Origin of the sequence: Mycobacterium sp. NPDC050041, assembly GCF_049541695.1 — a bacterium.
In the GTDB taxonomy this organism is placed as follows: domain Bacteria; phylum Actinomycetota; class Actinomycetes; order Mycobacteriales; family Mycobacteriaceae; genus Mycobacterium.
This window is the reverse complement of record NZ_JBMVDG010000002.1, coordinates 650753-669337: the sequence shown is the minus strand read 5'-3', so window position 1 is coordinate 669337 and position 18585 is coordinate 650753. Positions and strand designations below refer to the sequence as shown.

The following is an 18585-nucleotide window of genomic DNA, read 5'->3' as shown; positions in this document are numbered from 1 at the left end:
AAAGATCCTGACTAGCGCCACAATCCGGCCAGCAGCCGCTGATGGAGCGGCGGTGTCGGCGCGGCCGCGGCGGCGGCCAGCATGTCCTCGACCGAGGTGAACTTCACCCGCGGCCGGACGTCACCGCCGCGCGCGACCTCGGCCGCGTCGATCGCCTGCCAGCCCGCGGCGTCGACCGCGTCGGGCCGACGGCTGCGCACCAGCTTCCCCAGCGCGGACGACGTGGCGGACGGCTCGGCGAGCGCACCACTGTTGTAGTCGTCGACGAGGTGGTGCACGGTCTGCGCGGCACAGGACTTGTTGGTCCCGATGAACCCGGTCGGCCCACGCTTGATCCAGCCTGCGACGTAGGCGCCCCGCACTGGTTGGCCCGACTCCGGGTCGACCACCCGGCCACCGCCGTTGGGCACCACCGCGGCGTCGTGGTCGAACGGCAGGTCGCGAATCGCCTTGCCGCGGTAGCCGATCGATGTCAGCACCAGGCCGGCACTCATCAGCCTTACCTCTTCGGTGCCGGTGACGGTGAACTCGACGCCGTCGACACGCAGGTCGCCGAGTACGCGCCGCGGGGTGAGGCGATACGCCAGCCTGATGCGCGGCCGCGTCGCCGGGGTGGACGCGGCGCCGAGCTTGCTCAGGATCTCGAGCTTGTTGCGGGTCAGCGGATCGGTGGCGGTGCCGAGATCGCGCCGCACGAGGTCGTGGTCGGCCGCGTCGAGCACCACGTCACAGGTCGCGGTCAGCCCGATCAACTCGGGCAGCGTGAAGGCCGAGTCCGCCGGTCCGCGGCGGGCGGCGATCACCACCTCGTCGATGCGTGAGGTGCGCAGCACGGCCAGCGCGTGATCGGCGATGTCGGTGGCTGCCAGCTGATCCGGGTCGGTGGTGAGGATCCGCGCGACGTCGAGGGCGACGTTGCCGTTGCCGATGACGACGGCGCGCCGGTGTCCGAGTTCGACTGGCAGATCGGCGAAGTCGGGATGGCCGTTGAACCAGGCGACCAGTTCGGTCGCGGTGGCGGTGCCGGCCATCCCCATGCCCTCGATCTCGAGGCGGCGGTCATTGGGCGCGCCGACCGCGTAGAGCACGGCGTGGTGGTGCTCCAGCAGTTCGGCGTGGCTCAGGTGGGTGCCCACCTCGACGTTGAGATAGAACGTGAAGCCGCGCAGCTGGGTCACGTTGTCGAACAGCCGGGTGACCCGCTTGGTGCTCTGGTGGTCGGGCGCGACGCCCGCCCGCACCAGCCCGTAGGGCGTCGGCAGCCGCTCGAACATGTTGACCTGCACGCCCGGCTGGGTGAGCAGTTCGTCGGCGGCGTACATCGCCGCCGGGCCCGACCCGACGATCGCGACCTTCAGCGGTCCACTGCCCCGGCGGTGCACCTCGGGCGCCTCCAGCACCGGCGCCAGCTTCGACGTCGGAGGGAGCTTGCCCTCGCGTTCGGGGTAGAACGCCGCGTTGAGTTCGATGAACGGCAACTGCTTGTCGTCCAGCCGGGTGTCGGGGGCGATGGCGCCGACCGGGCAGGCACTGACACACGCACCGCAGTCCACACACGCGACCGGGTCGATGTAGAGCATCTCGGCGGTCGCGAAACCCGGTTCGTCAGGCGACGGGTGGATGCAGTTGACGGGGCAGGCGTAGACGCAGGACCCGTCGCTGCAACACGACTGGGTGATGACGTGCGGCATAAGGGATTCAGGCTCTCGTCAGGCGGCCGCGACCACGTGCTGGCGCTGCGGTTCGCTGCGGTAACGGCTGGGGCGCCCATCGATCCGGCAGAGCTTCCAGATCAGCTTGGCCACCGGATTGATCAGCCCGGTGTCCTTACAGAGCATCCGGACGTCGCCGAACATGTCGCGCAACATCTGCCGGGACTCCGGCGAGCGGAAGAACACCTCCTTGCGCACCGAGCGCGGGATGTCGAATTCCTTCCAGAACGCCTTCGGCGGAACGATGATGGCCGAGCACAGCACCCTCATCACCACCGGCACGTAGAGCGACAACCAGAATCGCTTCATCCGCGACAGGTGCGGCACCCGCTTGCGCAGGTACTCGTGTGCGAACGAGATGTGGCGCGCTTCCTCCGCCACGTGAATGGCCATGACGCGCTCCATGATCGGGTGCAGCGCCTTGCCCTCGCGCAGCACGTTCTTCTGCGTGTGGTCGATCGGCTCCTCGCCGGCGAGGATGCCGAACCAGAACGGAATAGGCAGCGGCCCAGCGACGAGCGGGATGACGGGCTGCACCCACTTGAGCAGGCGCGGCATGCCGGGCACGTCGGCGCCGATGTGGTTCACCATCTCCTGGAACATCATGGTGTGGTTGCACTCTTCGACCGCCTCGTGCAGGCAGTAGCGATACTCCGGGGAGCCGTTCGGCGTCCAGAACGAGTACTCCATCAGACCGCGGATGAGGATCGACTCGAAGTGCAGGCCGACCTTCGCGACGTTGGCCTGACGCCACATGCCGATCTTGATCTGCTGTTCCTGCGGTTGCGCCTGATACCACGGGTGCCCGCCCAGCGGGTCCGTCGCCGGCAGCACCCAGCGGGCGTCATTCTCGAAGACGGCGAACTCCGGGGAGTCCCAGTCGATGTCGGTGTACGGATTGAAGTTCCGCCGCACCGAGCCTTCGGACAGCGTGTTGAGCATGTCCACGTACTGCTGGTCGTCGCTGACGTCCATGTTGCGTCGCCAGCGCGTGATCGTGCGGGTCCGAGCCATTCGAAGCCTCCCTGAGAGGTTTACATTTACCGGCCTTGTGTACACAGTACCGCAGGTACCGGGTAAATGTCCATCCCCGTGCTGAGAGTTTGCTGAAGGTCCACGCACCGCTTCAGCACATGGAGTACCCACACTGATCTTTGAGAAGACACACGCCGACGCGACCACGCCGACGGCTCAGGCGCCGGGCGGCTATTTGGTGCCGAACTCCCCGGCTGCGATCACCCGGTCACCGCTGCTCACCGACGAGAATCCGGCCTCGGTCATGCCGCAGTCGGTGATCACCGCCCGGTGCGGAGGGCTGTTCATCCACCAGTTCACCGCGTAGGCGGGGTCGTCGCTGTAGCCCGTGCTCCAGAAGACGACCTCACCGACCGCCGCGTACGGCGCATAACCGGCGTCGGTGACGCGCTGCACGACCGACGACCCGTCGGAACCGGTGTGGCTGCGCACCCCGGACGCGAGCATGTCGGTGGCGTGCCGGTTGGCGGCCGCCGTCAACTGCGGGTTCGGCGCGACGGGGCCGCAGCCGTTCGCCGCGCGCGTGGCGTTGATCTGGCCCAGCAGCGCGCCGCCCTGGCCACCATCGGCGTTGGCGGGTACCGCGGCAACCAGTGCCCCGGCGAGCGCCAGGGCCGCAGCGCAAACAGGCATCAGAATTGAAGCTCGATTTCCCCCACTGAACGTGCACCCCATGACGGGCTCCCAGCTGTCCGCCCCGACAGATCACAGTATGGACACAGGAGCGTGTCGCTCAAACCGCTTTTATTGACTTTTTAGTATTTTGTGCCGCCCTCCCCGGCAGGAGGCGCACAGGCGCTGGTCACTAGTCTTGACCGCATGGCCGAACTCACCATTCCCGCCGACCTGAAGCCGAGAGACGGACGATTCGGGTCGGGGCCGTCGAAGGTGCGCCCCGAACAACTGCAGGCACTGGCCGCCGCAGGCGACCTGTTCGGCACGTCGCACCGGCAGGCCCCGGTCAAGAACCTCGTCGGCCGCGTCCGCGACGGGGTACGCCAGCTGTTCTCGCTGCCCGACGGCTATGACGTGATCCTCGGCAACGGCGGGTCCACCGCATTCTGGGACGCGGCCGCGTTCGGGCTGATCGACAAGCGCTCGCTACACCTCACGTACGGCGAGTTCAGCGCGAAGTTCGCCTCCGCGGTGGCCAAGAACCCGTTCGTGGGCGACCCGATCGTCATCAAGGCCGACGCCGGCAGCGCCCCCGAACCTCAGGCCGACCCGTCCGTCGACGCCATCGCCTGGGCGCACAACGAGACCTCGACCGGCGTGGCGGTCCCGGTGCAGCGGCCCGCCGACGCGGGCGACGCACTGATCCTGATCGACGCCACGTCGGGGGCGGGCGGGCTGCCCGTCGACATCGGCCAGGCCGACGCCTACTACTTCGCGCCGCAGAAGAACTTCGCCGGCGACGGCGGCCTGTGGCTCGCCGTCGTCAGCCCCGCCGCGCTCGCCCGCATCGAGTCCATCCACGCGTCGGGCCGGTGGGTGCCGGACTTCCTGTCGCTGCCGATCGCGGTCGAGAACAGCGTCAAGAACCAGACCTACAACACCCCGGCGATCGGCACCCTGGTGCTGCTGGCCGACCAGCTGGACTGGATGCTCGGCAACGGCGGGCTGGACTGGGCGGTCAAGCGCACCGCGGACAGTTCGTCACGGCTCTACTCGTGGGCCGACGCGTCGCAGTACGCCACCCCGTTCGTGACCGACCCGGCGCTGCGGTCCCAGGTCGTCGGCACCATCGACTTCAACGACTCAGTGGATGCCGCCGCGGTCGCCAAGGTGCTGCGCGCAAACGGCATCGTCGACACCGAGCCGTACCGCAAGCTCGGCCGCAACCAGCTGCGTGTCGCGATGTTCGCGGCCGTCGACCCCGACGACGTCAGCGCACTCACCCAGTGCGTCGACTGGGTGGTCGAACACCTCTGAGCTGCCACCGCATACACGGGCGTGTCTGGGCGGTAACGGGCGGATAACGCAGTAGGGTGACCTGCTAATCGGGCTCGTCCCGGAGGAGGTCGGTATGCGGGTACTCAAGGTCGTCGGGCTCGACGTAGACGGCCGCAGCATCATCTGCGAAGCGGACTCCGGCGACAAATTCATCATGGTCGTGGACGACCGGCTGCGTGCGGCCGTCCGTGGCGACAGAGTCGGTAGCAGCCAAACCCAGATCGATGTCGAGGTCACCACTGTGCTGAGTCCCAAGGACATCCAGGCCAGGATCCGGGCGGGCGCATCCGTCGAACAGGTCGCCGCGGCCGCCGGGGCGCCGCTCGAACGGGTGGAACGCTTCGCCCATCCGGTGCTGCTGGAACGCTCGCGCGCCGCCGAACTCGCCACCGCCGCGCACCCGGTCCTCGCCGACGGCCCCTCGGTGCTGACACTGCTCGAGACGATCACCACCTCGCTCGTCGCCCGCGGCCTCGACCCCGAGAGCACGACGTGGGACGCGTGGCGCAACGAGGACGGCCGCTGGACCGTGCAGCTGGGCTGGAAGGCAGGCCGGTCGGACAACGTCGCCCACTTCCGGTTCACCCCGGGCGCGCACGGCGGCACCGTCAGCGCCTTCGACGATGCGGCCTCCGAACTGATCGATCCCGACTTCGCCCGCCCGCTGCGCGCGGTGCCGCTGGCCGAACTCGACTTCACCGAGCCCGTCGCCGCCCCCACGCCCGCGCCGACCCCTGAGCCGCTCCCCGAGCCCGAACCCGAGCCGGCCGTCGAAGCGAAGAAGCCGGCCCGCGCCCGCAAGGGCAAGCCGGCCGTGCCTGCGTGGGAGGACGTTCTGCTCGGGGTGCGCTCCAGCGGGCAGCGCTGACCGCTCAGCTGCCCAGCGTCAACGCCAGCACCACGAGCCAGCCGACGGCCACGCCGACGCCGCCACCCAGCACGAACCACCGCCACACCGGTCGCGTGCGCCAGCCCCACACCGTCGGCGCCAGCCCGCCGACGGCGACCATGTTCAACCCGACGGCCAGCAGCGGGTGCACGCGTACCAGGCCGAGGCTGAGCACCATCACCGCCGCCGCGACGACCGCCGCGACGAACCCGGCCACCGTCAGCCCGGTGCCCCACGGTGTCGAATCGTCGGTCACTGTTCATCTCCCCCGGTCGCTTCGCTCCTGCCCACCGGCCCATCCCCCCGGGCGCTTCGCTCCTGCCCACCGGCCCATCCCCCAATTTAGCCTGCCGCCCTTGCCCGTTCGTAGAACGCCAGCGCCGCGGCGGTCGCCACGTTGAGGGAGTCGGTGCCACGCGACATCGGGATGCGCACTCGGGTGTCGCTGGCGCGCATCGCACGCTCGGTCAGGCCAGGCCCCTCCGCGCCGACCAGGATGGCCACCTTGTCGTCCGCCAGTGCGGGCATCGCCGCGGCGAGCGTCGCGGCGGCCGCATCGGGGGTCATCGCCAGAAGCCTGAAGCCGTTGTCGCGCAACAGGTTGAGATCCTCGGGCCAGGACGGCGCCCAGGCGTAGGGCACCAGCAGCGCATGCCCCATCGACACCCGCACCGCCCGCCGGTAGAGCGGGTCGGCGCAACCGGTGCCGAACACCACAGCGTCGACGTCGAGTCCGGCGGCGTTGCGGAAGATCGACCCCAGGTTCTCGTGGTCGTTGACGCCCTCGAGCACCGCCACCGTCCGCGCGTCGGCGAGCACCTGGTCGACGGCGAGTTCACCGGGCCGCGACGCCGACGCCAACACCCCCCGGTTGAGATGGAAGCCCACCACGGCGGCCATCACCTCGGCGCCGGCCCGGTAGTACGGCGCGTCGGTGCGGTGCAGGTCGTCACCCAGTTCGGCGAGCCGGCGGTCGGTGCCGAGCAGCGCCCGCGGGACGAAGCGCGATGCCAGCATGCGCTGCACCACCAGTACGCCCTCCGCGATCACCAGTCCCTTGCCGCTGGGCAGGTCGGGGCGACGGTCGACGCTGTTGAGATCGCGGAAGTCGTCGAGGCGGGGGTCGCCCGGGTCGTCGACGTCGATGACGGTGGCCATAACCCGGGTAGCTTCGCACCCGCGACCTCAGGCGCTTTCTTCGACCATCCCGGTCATCAGGTCGGCGGCGGACAACAACGTCCTGCGCTGCTCCGGATCGAGCCGGGCGAGCCGGACCATCAGCCATTCCTGACTGGCGCGACGCTCCGCCTCGACGAGGGTGATGCCCGATGGCGACGCCGACACCAGCACCTGGCGTCCGTCCGTGGGATGGGCGCTGCGCTCCACCAGACCCAACTCGGCCAGTGAAGCAATCACCCGCGTCATCGACGGCGGCCGGACACGTTCCCGGTCAGCTAACGCCCCCGGAGTCATCGCGCCCTCCTTGGCCAGCGTCGACAGCGCAGACAACTGCGACAGCGAAATCCTGGATTCCGCCCGGCGGAAGCGTAACTGCCGAGCTAAACGCACTACGGCAAGCGACAGGTCACCGGCCAGCTGCGCGTCCTGGTCTTTCACATGGCAAAGAGTACCCAGCACGCCGCAATCTCACAGCTAATCCGTCGGGGGTGCGTCGCGAAACGCCTGAATCGGATAGATTCGGCGTCGATGCCTGCAGACAGCTCGCCCGAACCCGACGCGCGGCAGCCCCCGGCGCTGCCGGCGAGGCTGCTCGATCCGCGGCCGGTGATCGCGTTGATCGCCGCCGGTTGGCTGATCGTGACGGTGCTGGCGTTCACGCTCCCGGCCCTGCACGACTGGCGGCCGATCGCCGTCGCCGGCCTCGGTGTCGGCGTCTTTGGCACGTCGCTCTTCTTGTGGCAACGTCACGCTGTGCGGCGCGGTGCCCGCGGCGCACAGAGCGGGCTCACCTGAGCCGGCCGGAAGGCGAGGAGACACGGTGGCCGCACCGCTGTTGCAGGCAGAGATCGACATCAACGCACCGGTGAGCCGGGTGTGGGAGCTCGTCTCCGATCTCGAGCGGATGCCGCGTTGGAGTCCGCAGTGTCGCTGGACCAAGCGACTCGGGCCGCTGCGGCCCGGAACCCGCGCGGTCAACTTCAATCGGCGTGGCCGGCTGGTGTGGCCGACCACCAGCACGATCACCGCAGTGGTCCCCGAGAAGGAATTGGCGTTCCGCGTCAACGCCAACAACACGGTGTGGCGCTACCGGCTGGAGCCCGTCGACGGGGGCACCCGCCTCACCGAGACCCGGCATGCCGACAACGGCGTCAAGGCGTTGTCGAACGCGACGGTCAACGCGCTGTTCGGCGGGGTCCCCAGCTTCGAGCAGGAGCTCGTCGAGGGCATGAAGCAGTCGCTCGCCCGGATCAAGGCGGCGGCGGAAGCCTAGTCGCGGTCGGCGACGTCGAGGACGCCGTCGTCGAACGGTTCGTAGAGCGGTGAACCCGTTCCCGGCGGCGGCGGGGTGTCCGAATGGGCCCCGCAGCCGTACTCGGCGTCGACCACGTGACCGTCGGCCGCCAGTTCGTTGGCGCACACGCCGAACGTCACCCCGAGCGCACCCGAGAGCGGCAGGTAGAACCCGCACTCGTGGCACACCCGGCGGGTCGATCGGGCCATCGACGAGGCGGGCCCGTGATCACCGTCGTGCCAGCGTTGGGCGGCCTCGACGCGGCCCCAGTCGCTGAGCACCTGCTTACGGCCCAGCCCGAGCTCGAGCGCGACCTCGTCGACCTCCGGGTCGCCGCTGGCGACGTAGCCGGGCACCAGCCGCGGGTCGTCCACGGACGGGGCGAGCAGGTCACCTGGACCCAGGTCGCCCGGCCGGACACGTTCTTCCCAGGGCACCCACCTCGGCGCCAGCAGCGCCGTCGGACCGGGCACCAGGACGACCTCGCTGATGGTGGCGTGATCCGCGCCGGGGTAGCCGGCCACCACGACCGCCCACTGCCAGCCGCGGTAACTCGGCAGGTTCGCCAGGAAGCGGTGCGTCGCCGCCGCGGGGTCTTCGAAGGACGCGCCGAGGTACTCACCGACCGCATCTGCGCCGGCGAACTCCTCCAGCGCGGTGCGCGCCTGCTCGACGGCGCCCGTCAACACCGACTCCAGGTCGGCGGTGGACTGCCCCAGCGGGAGCGTCGCACCCTGCTCAGCGGCTTCGGTCATGCTTTCCATCGCCCCCCATAGTGCCTGAGTCCGATGCCTCGGGGCCACACCGGTTGCCATGGCGGGCGCCGTCGGCGCCATGAGGGACAATCGTGGCGTGACCGGAGGGCGGCGGGACGACAGGGCGCGGGACAACGGCCGCTACTACCCGCCCCGCCCCGCGGCAGGCGCCGACCATCCCGGCATGGCCAACTATCCCAGCGACGGCGTGGACCACCGTAGGCAGCGCAGGCAGTCGATGCCCAGCTCGAACCGGTGGCTGCCGCCGCTCGACGAGCAGGAGACCACCGCCGGGTACCGGTACGAACGCGACCCCGGCGTCGGAGCCGGTGCCGGCGAGCGGGTCACGGTCACCCGCGCCGCCGCCGCGCGCAGCCGCGAGATGGGGTCGCGGATGTACGGGCTGGTGCACCGCGCCGCCACCGCCGACGGTGCCGACAAGTCCGGGCTGACGGCCCTGACCTGGCCGGTGGTCGCCAATTTCGCGGTCGACGCGGCGATGGCCATCGCGCTGGCCAACACGCTGTTCTTCGCGGCCGCCTCCGGCGAGAGCAAGAGCAAGGTGGCGCTGTACCTGCTGATCACGATCGCCCCGTTCGCCGTCATCGCACCGCTGATCGGTCCGGCGCTGGACCGGCTGCAGCACGGCCGACGGGTCGCGCTGGCCGGTTCCTTCCTGATCCGTACGGCGCTGGTGATCGTGCTGATCGCGAACTACGACGGTGCCACCGGTAGCTTCCCGTCGTGGGTGCTGTACCCCTGTGCACTGGGAATGATGGTGCTGTCCAAGTCATTCAGCGTGCTGCGCAGTGCGGTGACGCCACGGGTGCTGCCGCCGAGCATCGACCTGGTGCGGGTCAACGCCCGGCTGACCATGTTCGGTCTGCTGGGCGGGACGATGGCCGGCGGCGCCGTCGCAGCGGCCGCCGAATACCTGCTGGGCCTGGTCCACCTGCCCGGCGCGCTCTACGTTCTGGTCGCCGCGACCGTCGCAGGCGCTGTGCTGGCCATGCGGATCCCGAAGTGGGTGGAGGTCACCGAGGGTGAGGTGCCCGCGACGCTGAGCTATCACGGCGGCAGCGACGACCTGCGTCGCCGGCCGGCGGGCGGCAAGGCCCGCACCGCCCGGCAGCCGTTGGGCCGCAACATCATCACGTCGCTGTGGGGCAACTGCACGATCAAGGTGATGGTCGGGTTCCTGTTCCTCTATCCCGCGTTCGTCGCCAAGTCACACCAGGCCAGCGGCTGGGAGCAGTTGCGCATCCTCGGGCTGATCGGCGCGGCCGCGGCGATCGGCAACTTCGCCGGGAACATGACCAGTGCCCGGCTCAAACTCGGCCGCCCGGCGCAATTGGTGGTGCGCGCCGCGATCGCCGTGACGGCGATGGCGCTGGCCGCCGCCGTGACCGGCAATCTGCTGGTGGCCGCGGCCGCGACCCTGGTGACCTCAGGCGCCAGCGCGATCGCCAAGGCGTCTCTGGACGCCTCGCTGCAGGACGACCTGCCCGAGGAGTCGCGGGCCTCGGCGTTCGGCCGTTCGGAGTCGTTGCTGCAGTTGGCGTGGGTGGCAGGCGGTGCGACGGGGGTGCTGATCTACACCGAACTGTGGATCGGATTCACCACCATCAGCGCCGTGCTGATCCTCGGCCTGGCGCAGACGATCGTGAGCTATCGCGGTGAGTCGCTGATCCCGGGCTTCGGCGGCAACCGGCCGGTGCTGGCCGCGCAGGAGGGCCGTCGGACCGACATGGTGCCCGAGTGAAGCGCGCCGCGGCCGTGCTGGCGGCCGTCGTCGTGCTGACGACGGCGGTCACCGCCGCCCTGGTGTGGCGGGCTACCCGCGACCACGGCCCGGAACTGCCTGAGGTGAGCGCATATTCGCGTGGCGAGCTGACCCGGGTCGGGCCGTTCCAGTACTGCCGGGTGCTCGACCTCAACGACTGCGAGCGGGCGGGGGTGCAGGGCGAGTTGCGGGTGAACGACCGCGATCCGGTGCAGCTGTCGGTGCCCGCCGCGATCGCCAAAGCCCCGTGGCGGCTGCTGCAGGTCTACGAGAATCCGGTCGACACCACGGTTTCGGTGTTCCCCCGCGACAGCCGGCTGGCGGTCACGATCCCCACCGTCGACCCGCAGCGCGGCCGGCTGACGGGCATCGCGGTGCAGCTGCTCACCCTCGTGCAGGACGAGACCGGCGAGGTGTTCGACGTCCCGCACGCCGAATGGTCCATCCGCACGCAGTGGCCCTAGAGCGGGGTGTGCCCGGCAGGCACCCGCTCGCCCTCGCGCGTCGGCCCCGGTGGTGTGCCGTCGCCGAAGGGTCTGCCGCCCAGTGCTTCCCGGCCGTGCGGGGTGAGCCAGTCGCCGAGCTCGGGTCCCTTCGGTACCACCTTGGTCGGATTGATGTCGGTGTGCACGATGTAGTAGTGCTGCTTGATCTGCACGAAGTCGACGGTGTCGCCGAACCCCGGGGTCTGGAACAGGTCGCGGGCGTAGGGCCACAGCACCGGCATCTCCGAGAGCTTGCTCCGGTTGGTCTTGAAGTGGCCGTGATAGACGGGGTCGAACCGGGCCAGCGTGGTGAACAGCCGCACGTCGGCCTCGGTGATGGTGTCGCCCACCAGGTATCGCTGGTTCTCGAGCCGGTCGGAGACCCAGTCCAGCGCGGCGAACAGCCGGTCGTAGGCCCGGTCGTAGGACTTCTGTGACCCGGCGAAGCCGCACCGGTACACACCGTTGTTGATCTCGGTGTAGATGCGCTGAGCCACCTCGTCGATCTCGTCGCGCAGCGGCTCCGGGTAGAGCTGCGGGGCGCCGTCACGGTGGTGGGCCGTCCATTCGGTGGACAGGTCGAGGGTGATCCGGGGGAAATCGTTGGTGACCACCTGCCCCGTCGGCACGTCGACGATGGCGGGCACCGTGATGCCCTTGGGGTAGTCGGGGAACCGCTCGAGATACGCGTCGCGCAGCCGGGGGATCTTCAGCACCGGGTCGACGCCGCCGGGATCGAGGTCGAAGGTCCAGCTGAGGTCGTCGTGCGTCGGCCCGCAGAAACCGATGGACAGCGCATCCTCGAGGCCGAGCAGCCGCCGCACGATGATGGCGCGGTTGGCCCACGGACAGGCCCGCGCCACGATCAGCCGGTAGCGGCCCGGCTCCACCGGATAGCCGTCGCGGCCGTCGGCGGTGATGCGGGTCTCGATGTAGTCGGTGTCGCGGTCGAACTCGCCACCGCTGGCGACGTAACTCATGGCTCTGATCTTCCCTGCCGAAACTGAACTTATGCGCGGAGTTTCCACGGAATAGCGGACACAAGCGCAGATTCGCCGGAACGCATGTCCGGAGAACGACGTCGAATCGGCATGGATCCCTTCGTCGGCACCGAGGCTCTGGCCGCGGGAATGACCAGACATGCCCTGAGAACCCGGTTCGACCGCGTGTTCCGCGGCGTGTACGCAACCCGGGGAACGTCACTGACAGCGGCCGACAGAGCCGTTGCCGCGTGGTTGTGGTCGGGGCGACGGGCAACAGTGGCCGGCGTCTCGGCCGCGGCACTGCACGGGTCACTCTGGGTCGACGCCCATCTGCCTGCCGAACTCAATCAGACGAGTCAGCACAGGTCGGCGGGCATCGTCCTGCACGCCGACGCGTTGGCAAGCGAGGAAATGACAACTGTTCGGGGAATTCCGGTGACCACGCCGGCCCGTACGGCATTCGACCTCGGCCGCCGAGGCGGGCTAGTCACAGCGGTGGCGCGGCTCGATGCGCTGATGCGTGCCACCGATCTCAAGTCATCCGACGTCGACGGGCTCGTCGAGCGGCACCGAGGAGCCCGGGGGGTGGTGCAGCTACGCCGCGCTCTCGAGCTGGCCGACGCCGGAGCGGAGTCACCCCAGGAGTCGCGTGTCCGCCTCCTGCTGGTCGGCGCAGGGTTGCCGACGCCGCAGACTCAGGTCGAGGTGTATGACCGGCAAGGCTGTTTCGTCGCCCGCCTCGACATCGCCTGGCCACAGTGGAAGGTCGCGGTCGAGTACGACGGAGTGCAGCACTGGACGGACGGCAGACAGCGCACCCGCGACATCGATCGCCACGCCGAACTCGAGGCGCTGGGGTGGCGCATCGTGCGCGTCGGCGCGGACATGCTGCGCAACCGGCCCCGCGTCATCCTCCAACGCACACGCCGGGCACTGACAGCCGCAGGGTGTCGAATCTGAGGCTGTGTACGAGTTGTCGGCGAAATATCGACCGCAAGCTCAGACTCGGCGCTCGCTCTCGGGCTACTGGTCGAGTTCACCCGCGACGGCGCGGACCACCTCGGACACCCGGCGGGCGACCTTGCGGTCGGGGTAGCGACCCTTGCGCAGCTCGGGCTGCACCGCACCCTCGAGCAGCGTGATCATGTCCTCGACCATGCCGTGCAACTCGTCGGGCGTGTGCTTGTGCTCGGGACGCTCGGCCTCGCGCCGGGTGCGGCTCAGGCTCGGTGGCGGCTCGAGCACCTTGACGCTCAAGGCCTGCGGACCGCGCCTGCCTGCGGCGATGCCGAACTCAACCTTCTGGCCCGCCTTGAGGCCGTCGACTCCTGCGGGCAGCGCCGAGGAGCGGACGTAGACGTCCTCGCCCTCCTCCTGCGACAGGAAGCCGAAGCCCTTCTCGGTGTCGTACCACTTAACCTTGCCGGTCGGCACTGCCCTCACCCGCTCGTCTCGAAACAACACACACTGATACACAAGAAAGCGTCCCGCTTGCGCCGGGACGCGTCGAGTGGTGATCCTACTCGGCCCGCACCCGCAGGTTCATCCTGTTTGTCGGTAGGCTGGAATCTCTGCTGAAGGAGAAGAAGCAGCTGACATGCGATTGATCCTGAACATCATCTGGTTGATCTTCGGCGGCCTGTGGCTGGCCCTGGGTTACTTCCTCGCCGGCATCGTCTGCTTCGTCCTGATCATCACCATCCCGTTCGGCTTCGCGGCATTCCGCATCGGGGTCTACGCGTTGTGGCCGTTCGGCCAGACGGTCGTCGACAAGCCCGGCCCGCGGCCCGGAGCGCTGGTGGGCAACATCATCTGGCTCATCGTGGCCGGCGTCTGGCTGGCGATCGGGCACATCGTGAGCGCCGTGGCGATGGCGGTGACGATCATCGGCATCCCGCTGGCGCTGGCCAACCTGAAGTTGATCCCCGTCTCGCTGTTCCCGTTGGGCAAGGACATCGTGCCCGTCGACGCACACAACGACCCGTGGAGCAGACCGGTGCGAGCCGCCGCATGACGGTGGTCGGCCTCGGACTTCCGACGGTGCAGCGACCCCTGGCGGGGATGCCCACCGCCGGACCTCTGGTGGACACCTTCGGCCGGATCGCGACCGACCTGCGGGTGTCGCTGACCGACCGGTGCAACCTGCGCTGCACGTACTGCATGCCCGCCGAGGGGCTGGACTGGCTGCCCGGCGACGAACTGCTCACCTCCGAGGAACTCGCCCGGCTGCTGCGCATCGCCGTGACGAGGCTGGGTGTCACCAGCGTCCGCTTCACCGGCGGCGAGCCGCTGGTGGTGCGCCACCTCCACGAGGTGGTCGCCGCGACGGCGGCGCTGCGGCCCCGGCCCGAGATCGCCGTGACCACGAACGGCCTCGGCCTCGGCCGGCGCGCCGACCAGCTCAAGCGGGCAGGCCTGAACCGGGTGAACGTGTCACTGGACACCGTCGACCGGGCCCGCTTCGCTGCCATCACCCGCCGGGACCGGCTCGACGACGTGCTGACGGGCCTGGCCGCGGCCAAGGCGGCCGGACTGACGCCCGTGAAGGTCAACGCCGTCCTCGATCCGGTCGGCGGGCGTGACGACGCCGTCGCGCTGCTGCGCTTCTGCCTCGAGAACGGCTACCAGTTGCGCATCATCGAGCAGATGCCGCTGGATGCCGAACACCGGTGGCGCCGCGGCGAGGCCCTAGAGGCCGATGACGTGCTCGCCGCACTGCGCCGCGAGTTCACCCTGACACCCGACCCCACGCCGCGAGGTTCGGCCCCGGCGCAGCTGTGGCGGGTGGACGGCCGCCCGGACGCCACGGTCGGGATCATCGCCTCGGTGTCGAAGGCGTTCTGTGCCGCCTGTGACCGCACCCGGCTCACCGCCGACGGTCAGGTGCGCAACTGCCTGTTCGCGACCGCTGAGACCGATCTGCGGCAGCTGATGCGCACCGGCGCCGACGACGACGCGATCGAGCAGGCGTGGCGCACCGCGATGTGGGCCAAAGCCGCCGGGCACGGCATCAACGATCCGGACTTCGTGCAGCCCGACCGCCCGATGAGCGCGATCGGCGGCTGACGCGTGTCGGCCACGACGACGGTGCGGGTGACCGTCCGATACTTCGCTGCGGCCCGAGCCGCGGCGGGCGTGGAGGAGGAAGCGCTCGAACTGGCGGCGGGCACCACGGTGGCAGCGCTGACCGACATCCTCAGCGGCCGCGGGGACGAGCTCGCCCGGGTGCTTGCGCGCTGTTCCTATCTGGTGGACGGCATCGCGGTCCGCGACCAGACGATCGCGCTGCGGAACGCCCAGACGGTGGACGTTCTTCCACCCTTTGCCGGCGGATAAGCGTGATTTGCATCACATAACGAAATGGTCACAAACTGTCACAGACGCGCTGAGTGGCGGGTGAACGACGGAAAACGTCGCGCCAACCTGGCGGTTTAGAGCCTGTTTAATATTTGCCAAGGGGAGAAACGCCGAGGTCGGCAGAAGGTGACGGGATCGCGGAGAGCCGTTACCTTCTCTTCCAGGCCGATCGACCCACATCAGTCGGCTCGCCTCGTTCGACAGCGCCGAGCTCCATCCGTCGGAAGAGGGACCACGACCCACCTGGATGGAGGCGGGGGACCCACCGGTCCACCGAAGGACCTGGAACCGCTTGCGGTTCCTTGGGGTGAAGCCGGCGGATCTCCGCCGGCCGGGTGACCTCTCAGACCCGAACCCGACAGCTGACCTCGCGGGCGCTCACGAGAGGACCTATCGCACTTATGAGTGGACGGCATCGCAAGCCCACCAAACCAGCTGTCAGCGTCGCCAAGATCGCCTTCACCGGCGCGGTGATCGGCACCGGTGGCCTCACCCTCGCGGGCCAGGCCAACGCCGCCACCGACGGTGAATGGGACCAGGTCGCATCCTGCGAGTCCGGCGGCAACTGGGCCATCAACACCGGCAACGGCTACCACGGCGGCCTGCAGTTCTCGCCGAGCACCTGGTCCGGCCACGGCGGCAGTGAATACGCCCCGTCGGCGTTCCAGGCCACCAAGGAAGAGCAGATCGCCGTCGCCGAGCGCGTCCTGGCCAGCCAGGGCAAGGGCGCGTGGCCGACGTGCGGCAAGGCTCTGTCCGGCGCCACTCCTCGCAACGTGCTCGACGACGCGCTCGACGCCGTCGGCCTGAACGGCCAGCTGCCGCCCCCGCCGCCGTTCAACCCGTTCGCTCCGCCTCCGCCGCCCGCGCCCGCGCCGCTGGCCGCACCGCTGCCGCCGCCTCCGCCGGCTCCCATGCCTCCCCCGCCGCCCGCGCCCGCGCCGTTCGACGCGCTGGCCGCCCCCGCGCCTGCGCCGGCACCCGCGCCTGCGCCGGCTCCCGCCCCGCCGCCGCCCGCCCCGGTCGACCTGATGGCCGCTCCGGCGCCGGCTCCTGCGCCGGTGCCGCCCCCGCCTCCCCCGGGCAACTCGCTCAACGGTGTGCCGCTGGTCGCGCCGCTGCCGCCTGCGCCCCCGGCCGCAGATGTGCCGCCGCCCGCCCCGGAGACCGTGGTCACCGCCTCGAACTGGGACGTCGCCCCCGCCGCTCCTGACGCGCCGCAGACCTGGTCGCTGCACAACGGCGCTCCGCTGCCGCTGCAGCCGGTCCCGCCGGCTCCTGCGCCGGCCCCGGCACCCGCACCGGGTGTCGTCGCCGCGCCTGCCGCCCCGGCAGCGGATCCGATGGCACCGCTCAACGCGGTGAACATCCCGCAGCCGATGTTCGACGCGGCCAACGAGGCGATGACCGGCGGCGTGCCCGCCGGCCTGCCCGCCGTGCCCGGCGATCTGCCGGCCATGGCCCAGGGGATCCCGCACCTGGCCAGCCCCGAGAACCTGCCCCCGGGCGCGGCGCTGGCTCCGACGGGCCCGCAGCAGAGCCCGAACGTGACGTACCTCAAAGAGATCTGGCACGCGATCCAGACGCAGGACATCTCCGGCCAGGACGCGCTGCTGGCACTGACCCAGCGGCCGCTGACGACGCCGGACACCCCGGGTGGCCCGCCGCCGAACAAGCCGGTCGGCGGACCGATCGACCCGGCCGCTCCGCCGGCACCGCTGGGCGCACCTGTTCCCGCACCGCTGCCGGCACCGGCCCCCGCGCCTGCTCCGGTTCTGCCGCCGGCCTGAGTGCCGTCAGGCGGAGTTGACCCACTCGTCGGAGCCGTCGCCGAAGAACTGGTGCTTCCACACCGGTAGCCGGTCCTTCACGGCGTCGACGAGCCGGGCACAGGTGTCGAACGCCGCCCCGCGGTGGTCGGCTGCCACGGCGGCCACCAGCGCGGCGTCACCGATCGCCAGCGGCCCGATGCGGTGACTCACCGCGATCGCCCGCACGCCGTGCCCCTCCGCGGCGAGCTCGGCGGCCACCTCTTCGAGCACCTGCGCCGCGGTGGGGTGGGCGGAGTACTCCAGTCGCCGCACCGTCCGGCCGCCGTCGTGGTCGCGGACCACCCCGGCGAAACCGACCACCGCCCCGGCTGATTCGTGCGCGACGAGCTCCTCGTGCGCGGAGAGGTCGATGGGCGCCTCGGTGAGTTCGGCCCGCAGCACGATCGCCGTCATCGCGGATGGTCCTTCCCGACGAGTTGGTCCAGCGCGTGGTCGAGCACCCGGTCGAGCACTGCGAGCCCGTCCTTCACCCCGCCCGGTGAGCCGGGCAGGTTGACGATCAACGTGCGGCCCCGCACCCCGCACACGCCACGGGAGAGCACCGAGGTGGGCACCTTGTCCTCGCCGGCCCGCCGGATGGCGTCGGCCAGGCCGGGAATCTGGTAGTCGACGAACTCGGCCGTCGCATCGGCGGTGCCGTCCGTGGGTGAGATGCCGGTGCCACCGGAGGTGACGATGACGTCGACGTCGTCGCCGTGCGCCGCGGCGAGCGCGGTGGCCACGTCGCGGCCGTCGGGCACCACCACCGGGGCGGGGGTGCTGATGCCGCGCTGCTCGAGCCAGTCGACGATGAGCGGGCCGGTACGGTCCTCGTAGACCCCGGCGGCGGCCCGGGTGGAGGCGATCACGACCCGGGCGCTTCGCGTCACGGGTTGGTCCACTCGCCGGTCTTGCCACCCTCTTTGCGCAGCACCCGGATGTCGTCGATGCGGGCGGCCGGATCCACCGCCTTGATCATGTCGTAGAGCGTCAGCGCGGCCAGGCTCACCGCGGTGAGGGCCTCCATCTCGACGCCGGTGCGGTCGGTGCTGCGGACCGTCGAGGTGATCACCACACGCGCGTCCCCGACGTCGAAGTCCACGTCGACCCCGGTGAGGGCGAGCTGGTGGCACAGCGGGATGAGGTCGCTGGTGCGTTTGGCCGCCATGATGCCGGCGATCCTGGCGGTGGCCAGTGCGTCACCCTTGGGCAGCCCGCCGGAAGTGATCAGTGCCACCACATCGGGGCGGGTGTGCAGCACCCCGGCGGCCACGGCGGTGCGCCGGGTGGCGTTCTTGGCGCTGACGTCGACCATGCGGGCCGCGCCGGACTCGTCGAGGTGGGACAGC

Annotated in this window: 23 protein-coding genes and 1 riboswitch; of the genes, 11 read left to right on the top strand and 12 right to left on the bottom strand. The window is 70.2% G+C overall.

Going from position 1 to position 18585, the window contains the following annotated elements; all coding sequences use genetic code 11:
• Window positions 1–11: 11 nt before the first annotated feature.
• From ACPCHZ_RS08595 to ACPCHZ_RS08585, 3 genes are all read right to left on the bottom strand, one after another.
• Window positions 12–1691, bottom strand: coding sequence for an FAD-dependent oxidoreductase (locus tag ACPCHZ_RS08595; RefSeq protein ID WP_423484339.1), 1680 nt, complete (start codon window positions 1689–1691; stop codon window positions 12–14).
• Window positions 1692–1709: 18 nt separating this feature from the next.
• Window positions 1710–2726 carry an AurF N-oxygenase family protein gene (locus tag ACPCHZ_RS08590; protein ID WP_423484338.1) on the bottom strand — a complete coding sequence of 339 codons (1017 nt, stop codon included), beginning with the start codon at window positions 2724–2726 and terminating at the stop codon, window positions 1710–1712.
• Between the two features lie 192 nt (window positions 2727–2918).
• Entirely contained in the window at window positions 2919–3380 is a 462-nt protein-coding gene (locus ACPCHZ_RS08585; protein WP_423484337.1) for a CAP domain-containing protein, read from the bottom strand.
• Between the two features lie 186 nt (window positions 3381–3566).
• On the opposite strand from ACPCHZ_RS08585, the gene serC reads away from it, so the two are divergent.
• A complete protein-coding gene (gene serC / locus ACPCHZ_RS08580) occupies window positions 3567–4679 on the top strand; it encodes a phosphoserine transaminase (protein WP_423484336.1) in 1113 nt (370 codons plus the stop codon).
• A 94-nt stretch (window positions 4680–4773) separates the two neighbouring features.
• Window positions 4774–5568, top strand: coding sequence for a septation protein SepH (gene sepH / locus ACPCHZ_RS08575; protein WP_423484335.1), 795 nt, complete (start codon window positions 4774–4776; stop codon window positions 5566–5568).
• A 4-nt stretch (window positions 5569–5572) separates the two neighbouring features.
• Here sepH and ACPCHZ_RS08570 read toward each other — a convergent pair whose 3' ends face one another.
• The 3 genes from ACPCHZ_RS08570 to ACPCHZ_RS08560 form a co-directional block, all read right to left on the bottom strand.
• Window positions 5573–5845, bottom strand: a complete 273-nt coding sequence (locus ACPCHZ_RS08570) for a DUF2537 domain-containing protein (RefSeq protein WP_423484334.1) — start codon at window positions 5843–5845, stop codon at window positions 5573–5575.
• Between the two features lie 86 nt (window positions 5846–5931).
• Window positions 5932–6747: a TrmH family RNA methyltransferase gene (locus ACPCHZ_RS08565; protein WP_423484333.1), complete on the bottom strand. Its 816-nt coding sequence runs from the start codon at window positions 6745–6747 to the stop codon at window positions 5932–5934.
• Between the two features lie 27 nt (window positions 6748–6774).
• The gene (locus tag ACPCHZ_RS08560; protein WP_364975403.1) at window positions 6775–7206 is read right to left on the bottom strand and encodes a MarR family winged helix-turn-helix transcriptional regulator; all 432 of its coding nucleotides are present in this window, start codon (window positions 7204–7206) and stop codon (window positions 6775–6777) included.
• Between the two features lie 90 nt (window positions 7207–7296).
• Here ACPCHZ_RS08560 and ACPCHZ_RS08555 point away from each other — a divergent pair, with 90 nt between their 5' ends.
• Both ACPCHZ_RS08555 and ACPCHZ_RS08550 read left to right on the top strand, forming a co-directional pair.
• Window positions 7297–7563, top strand: a complete 267-nt coding sequence (locus ACPCHZ_RS08555; RefSeq protein WP_423484332.1) for a DUF2530 domain-containing protein — start codon at window positions 7297–7299, stop codon at window positions 7561–7563.
• A gap of 25 nt (window positions 7564–7588) precedes the next feature.
• On the top strand, window positions 7589–8041 hold the full coding sequence (locus ACPCHZ_RS08550; RefSeq protein WP_423484331.1) for an SRPBCC family protein: 453 nt from the start codon (window positions 7589–7591) through the stop codon (window positions 8039–8041).
• On the opposite strand, the gene ACPCHZ_RS08545 is transcribed toward ACPCHZ_RS08550, so the two are convergent.
• Window positions 8038–8817 carry a DUF3027 domain-containing protein gene (locus ACPCHZ_RS08545; protein ID WP_423484330.1) on the bottom strand — a complete coding sequence of 260 codons (780 nt, stop codon included), beginning with the start codon at window positions 8815–8817 and terminating at the stop codon, window positions 8038–8040. The two genes, ACPCHZ_RS08550 and ACPCHZ_RS08545, sit on opposite strands and share 4 nt — an antisense overlap.
• Before the next feature lie 184 nt (window positions 8818–9001).
• Here ACPCHZ_RS08545 and ACPCHZ_RS08540 point away from each other — a divergent pair, with 184 nt between their 5' ends.
• Together ACPCHZ_RS08540 and ACPCHZ_RS08535 are read left to right on the top strand one after the other, a co-directional pair.
• Window positions 9002–10579 (top strand): MFS transporter, encoded by a 1578-nt coding sequence (locus tag ACPCHZ_RS08540; protein ID WP_423484686.1) that lies wholly within the window; start codon window positions 9002–9004, stop codon window positions 10577–10579.
• A complete protein-coding gene (locus ACPCHZ_RS08535; RefSeq protein ID WP_423484329.1) occupies window positions 10576–11064 on the top strand; it encodes a DUF2771 domain-containing protein in 489 nt (162 codons plus the stop codon). Before ACPCHZ_RS08540 ends, ACPCHZ_RS08535 begins: the two co-directional genes overlap by 4 nt.
• On the opposite strand, the gene ACPCHZ_RS08530 is transcribed toward ACPCHZ_RS08535, so the two are convergent.
• On the bottom strand, window positions 11061–12065 hold the full coding sequence (locus ACPCHZ_RS08530; protein WP_423484328.1) for a glutathione S-transferase family protein: 1005 nt from the start codon (window positions 12063–12065) through the stop codon (window positions 11061–11063). The genes ACPCHZ_RS08535 and ACPCHZ_RS08530 overlap by 4 nt on opposite strands.
• A gap of 111 nt (window positions 12066–12176) precedes the next feature.
• On the opposite strand from ACPCHZ_RS08530, the gene ACPCHZ_RS08525 reads away from it, so the two are divergent.
• Window positions 12177–13028 (top strand): DUF559 domain-containing protein, encoded by an 852-nt coding sequence (locus ACPCHZ_RS08525; protein ID WP_423484327.1) that lies wholly within the window; start codon window positions 12177–12179, stop codon window positions 13026–13028.
• Between the two features lie 63 nt (window positions 13029–13091).
• On the opposite strand, the gene ACPCHZ_RS08520 is transcribed toward ACPCHZ_RS08525, so the two are convergent.
• Window positions 13092–13502, bottom strand: coding sequence for a cold-shock protein (locus ACPCHZ_RS08520; RefSeq protein ID WP_423484326.1), 411 nt, complete (start codon window positions 13500–13502; stop codon window positions 13092–13094).
• A gap of 163 nt (window positions 13503–13665) precedes the next feature.
• On the opposite strand from ACPCHZ_RS08520, the gene ACPCHZ_RS08515 reads away from it, so the two are divergent.
• From ACPCHZ_RS08515 to ACPCHZ_RS08500, 4 genes are all read left to right on the top strand, one after another.
• Window positions 13666–14082, top strand: coding sequence for a YccF domain-containing protein (locus ACPCHZ_RS08515; RefSeq protein WP_423484325.1), 417 nt, complete (start codon window positions 13666–13668; stop codon window positions 14080–14082).
• Window positions 14079–15134 carry a GTP 3',8-cyclase MoaA gene (gene moaA, locus ACPCHZ_RS08510; protein WP_423484685.1) on the top strand — a complete coding sequence of 352 codons (1056 nt, stop codon included), beginning with the start codon at window positions 14079–14081 and terminating at the stop codon, window positions 15132–15134. Before ACPCHZ_RS08515 ends, moaA begins: the two co-directional genes overlap by 4 nt.
• Before the next feature lie 3 nt (window positions 15135–15137).
• Window positions 15138–15404 carry a MoaD/ThiS family protein gene (locus tag ACPCHZ_RS08505; RefSeq protein ID WP_423484324.1) on the top strand — a complete coding sequence of 89 codons (267 nt, stop codon included), beginning with the start codon at window positions 15138–15140 and terminating at the stop codon, window positions 15402–15404.
• Between the two features lie 215 nt (window positions 15405–15619).
• A riboswitch (cyclic di-AMP (ydaO/yuaA leader) is annotated at window positions 15620–15817 on the top strand.
• 9 nt (window positions 15818–15826) lie between these two features.
• Entirely contained in the window at window positions 15827–17215 is a 1389-nt protein-coding gene (locus ACPCHZ_RS08500) for a transglycosylase family protein (RefSeq protein WP_423484323.1), read from the top strand.
• Between the two features lie 6 nt (window positions 17216–17221).
• Here ACPCHZ_RS08500 and ACPCHZ_RS08495 read toward each other — a convergent pair whose 3' ends face one another.
• Genes ACPCHZ_RS08495 through moaC form a run of 3 tightly spaced genes read right to left on the bottom strand, consistent with a single transcriptional unit; the run spans window position 17222 to window position 18551 of the window.
• Window positions 17222–17650 (bottom strand): molybdenum cofactor biosynthesis protein MoaE, encoded by a 429-nt coding sequence (locus ACPCHZ_RS08495; protein WP_423484322.1) that lies wholly within the window; start codon window positions 17648–17650, stop codon window positions 17222–17224.
• Window positions 17647–18126: a MogA/MoaB family molybdenum cofactor biosynthesis protein gene (locus ACPCHZ_RS08490; RefSeq protein WP_423484321.1), complete on the bottom strand. Its 480-nt coding sequence runs from the start codon at window positions 18124–18126 to the stop codon at window positions 17647–17649. Before ACPCHZ_RS08490 ends, ACPCHZ_RS08495 begins: the two co-directional genes overlap by 4 nt.
• Window positions 18123–18551, bottom strand: a complete 429-nt coding sequence (moaC, locus tag ACPCHZ_RS08485) for a cyclic pyranopterin monophosphate synthase MoaC (protein WP_423484684.1) — start codon at window positions 18549–18551, stop codon at window positions 18123–18125. Before moaC ends, ACPCHZ_RS08490 begins: the two co-directional genes overlap by 4 nt.
• Window positions 18552–18585 lie beyond the last annotated feature (34 nt).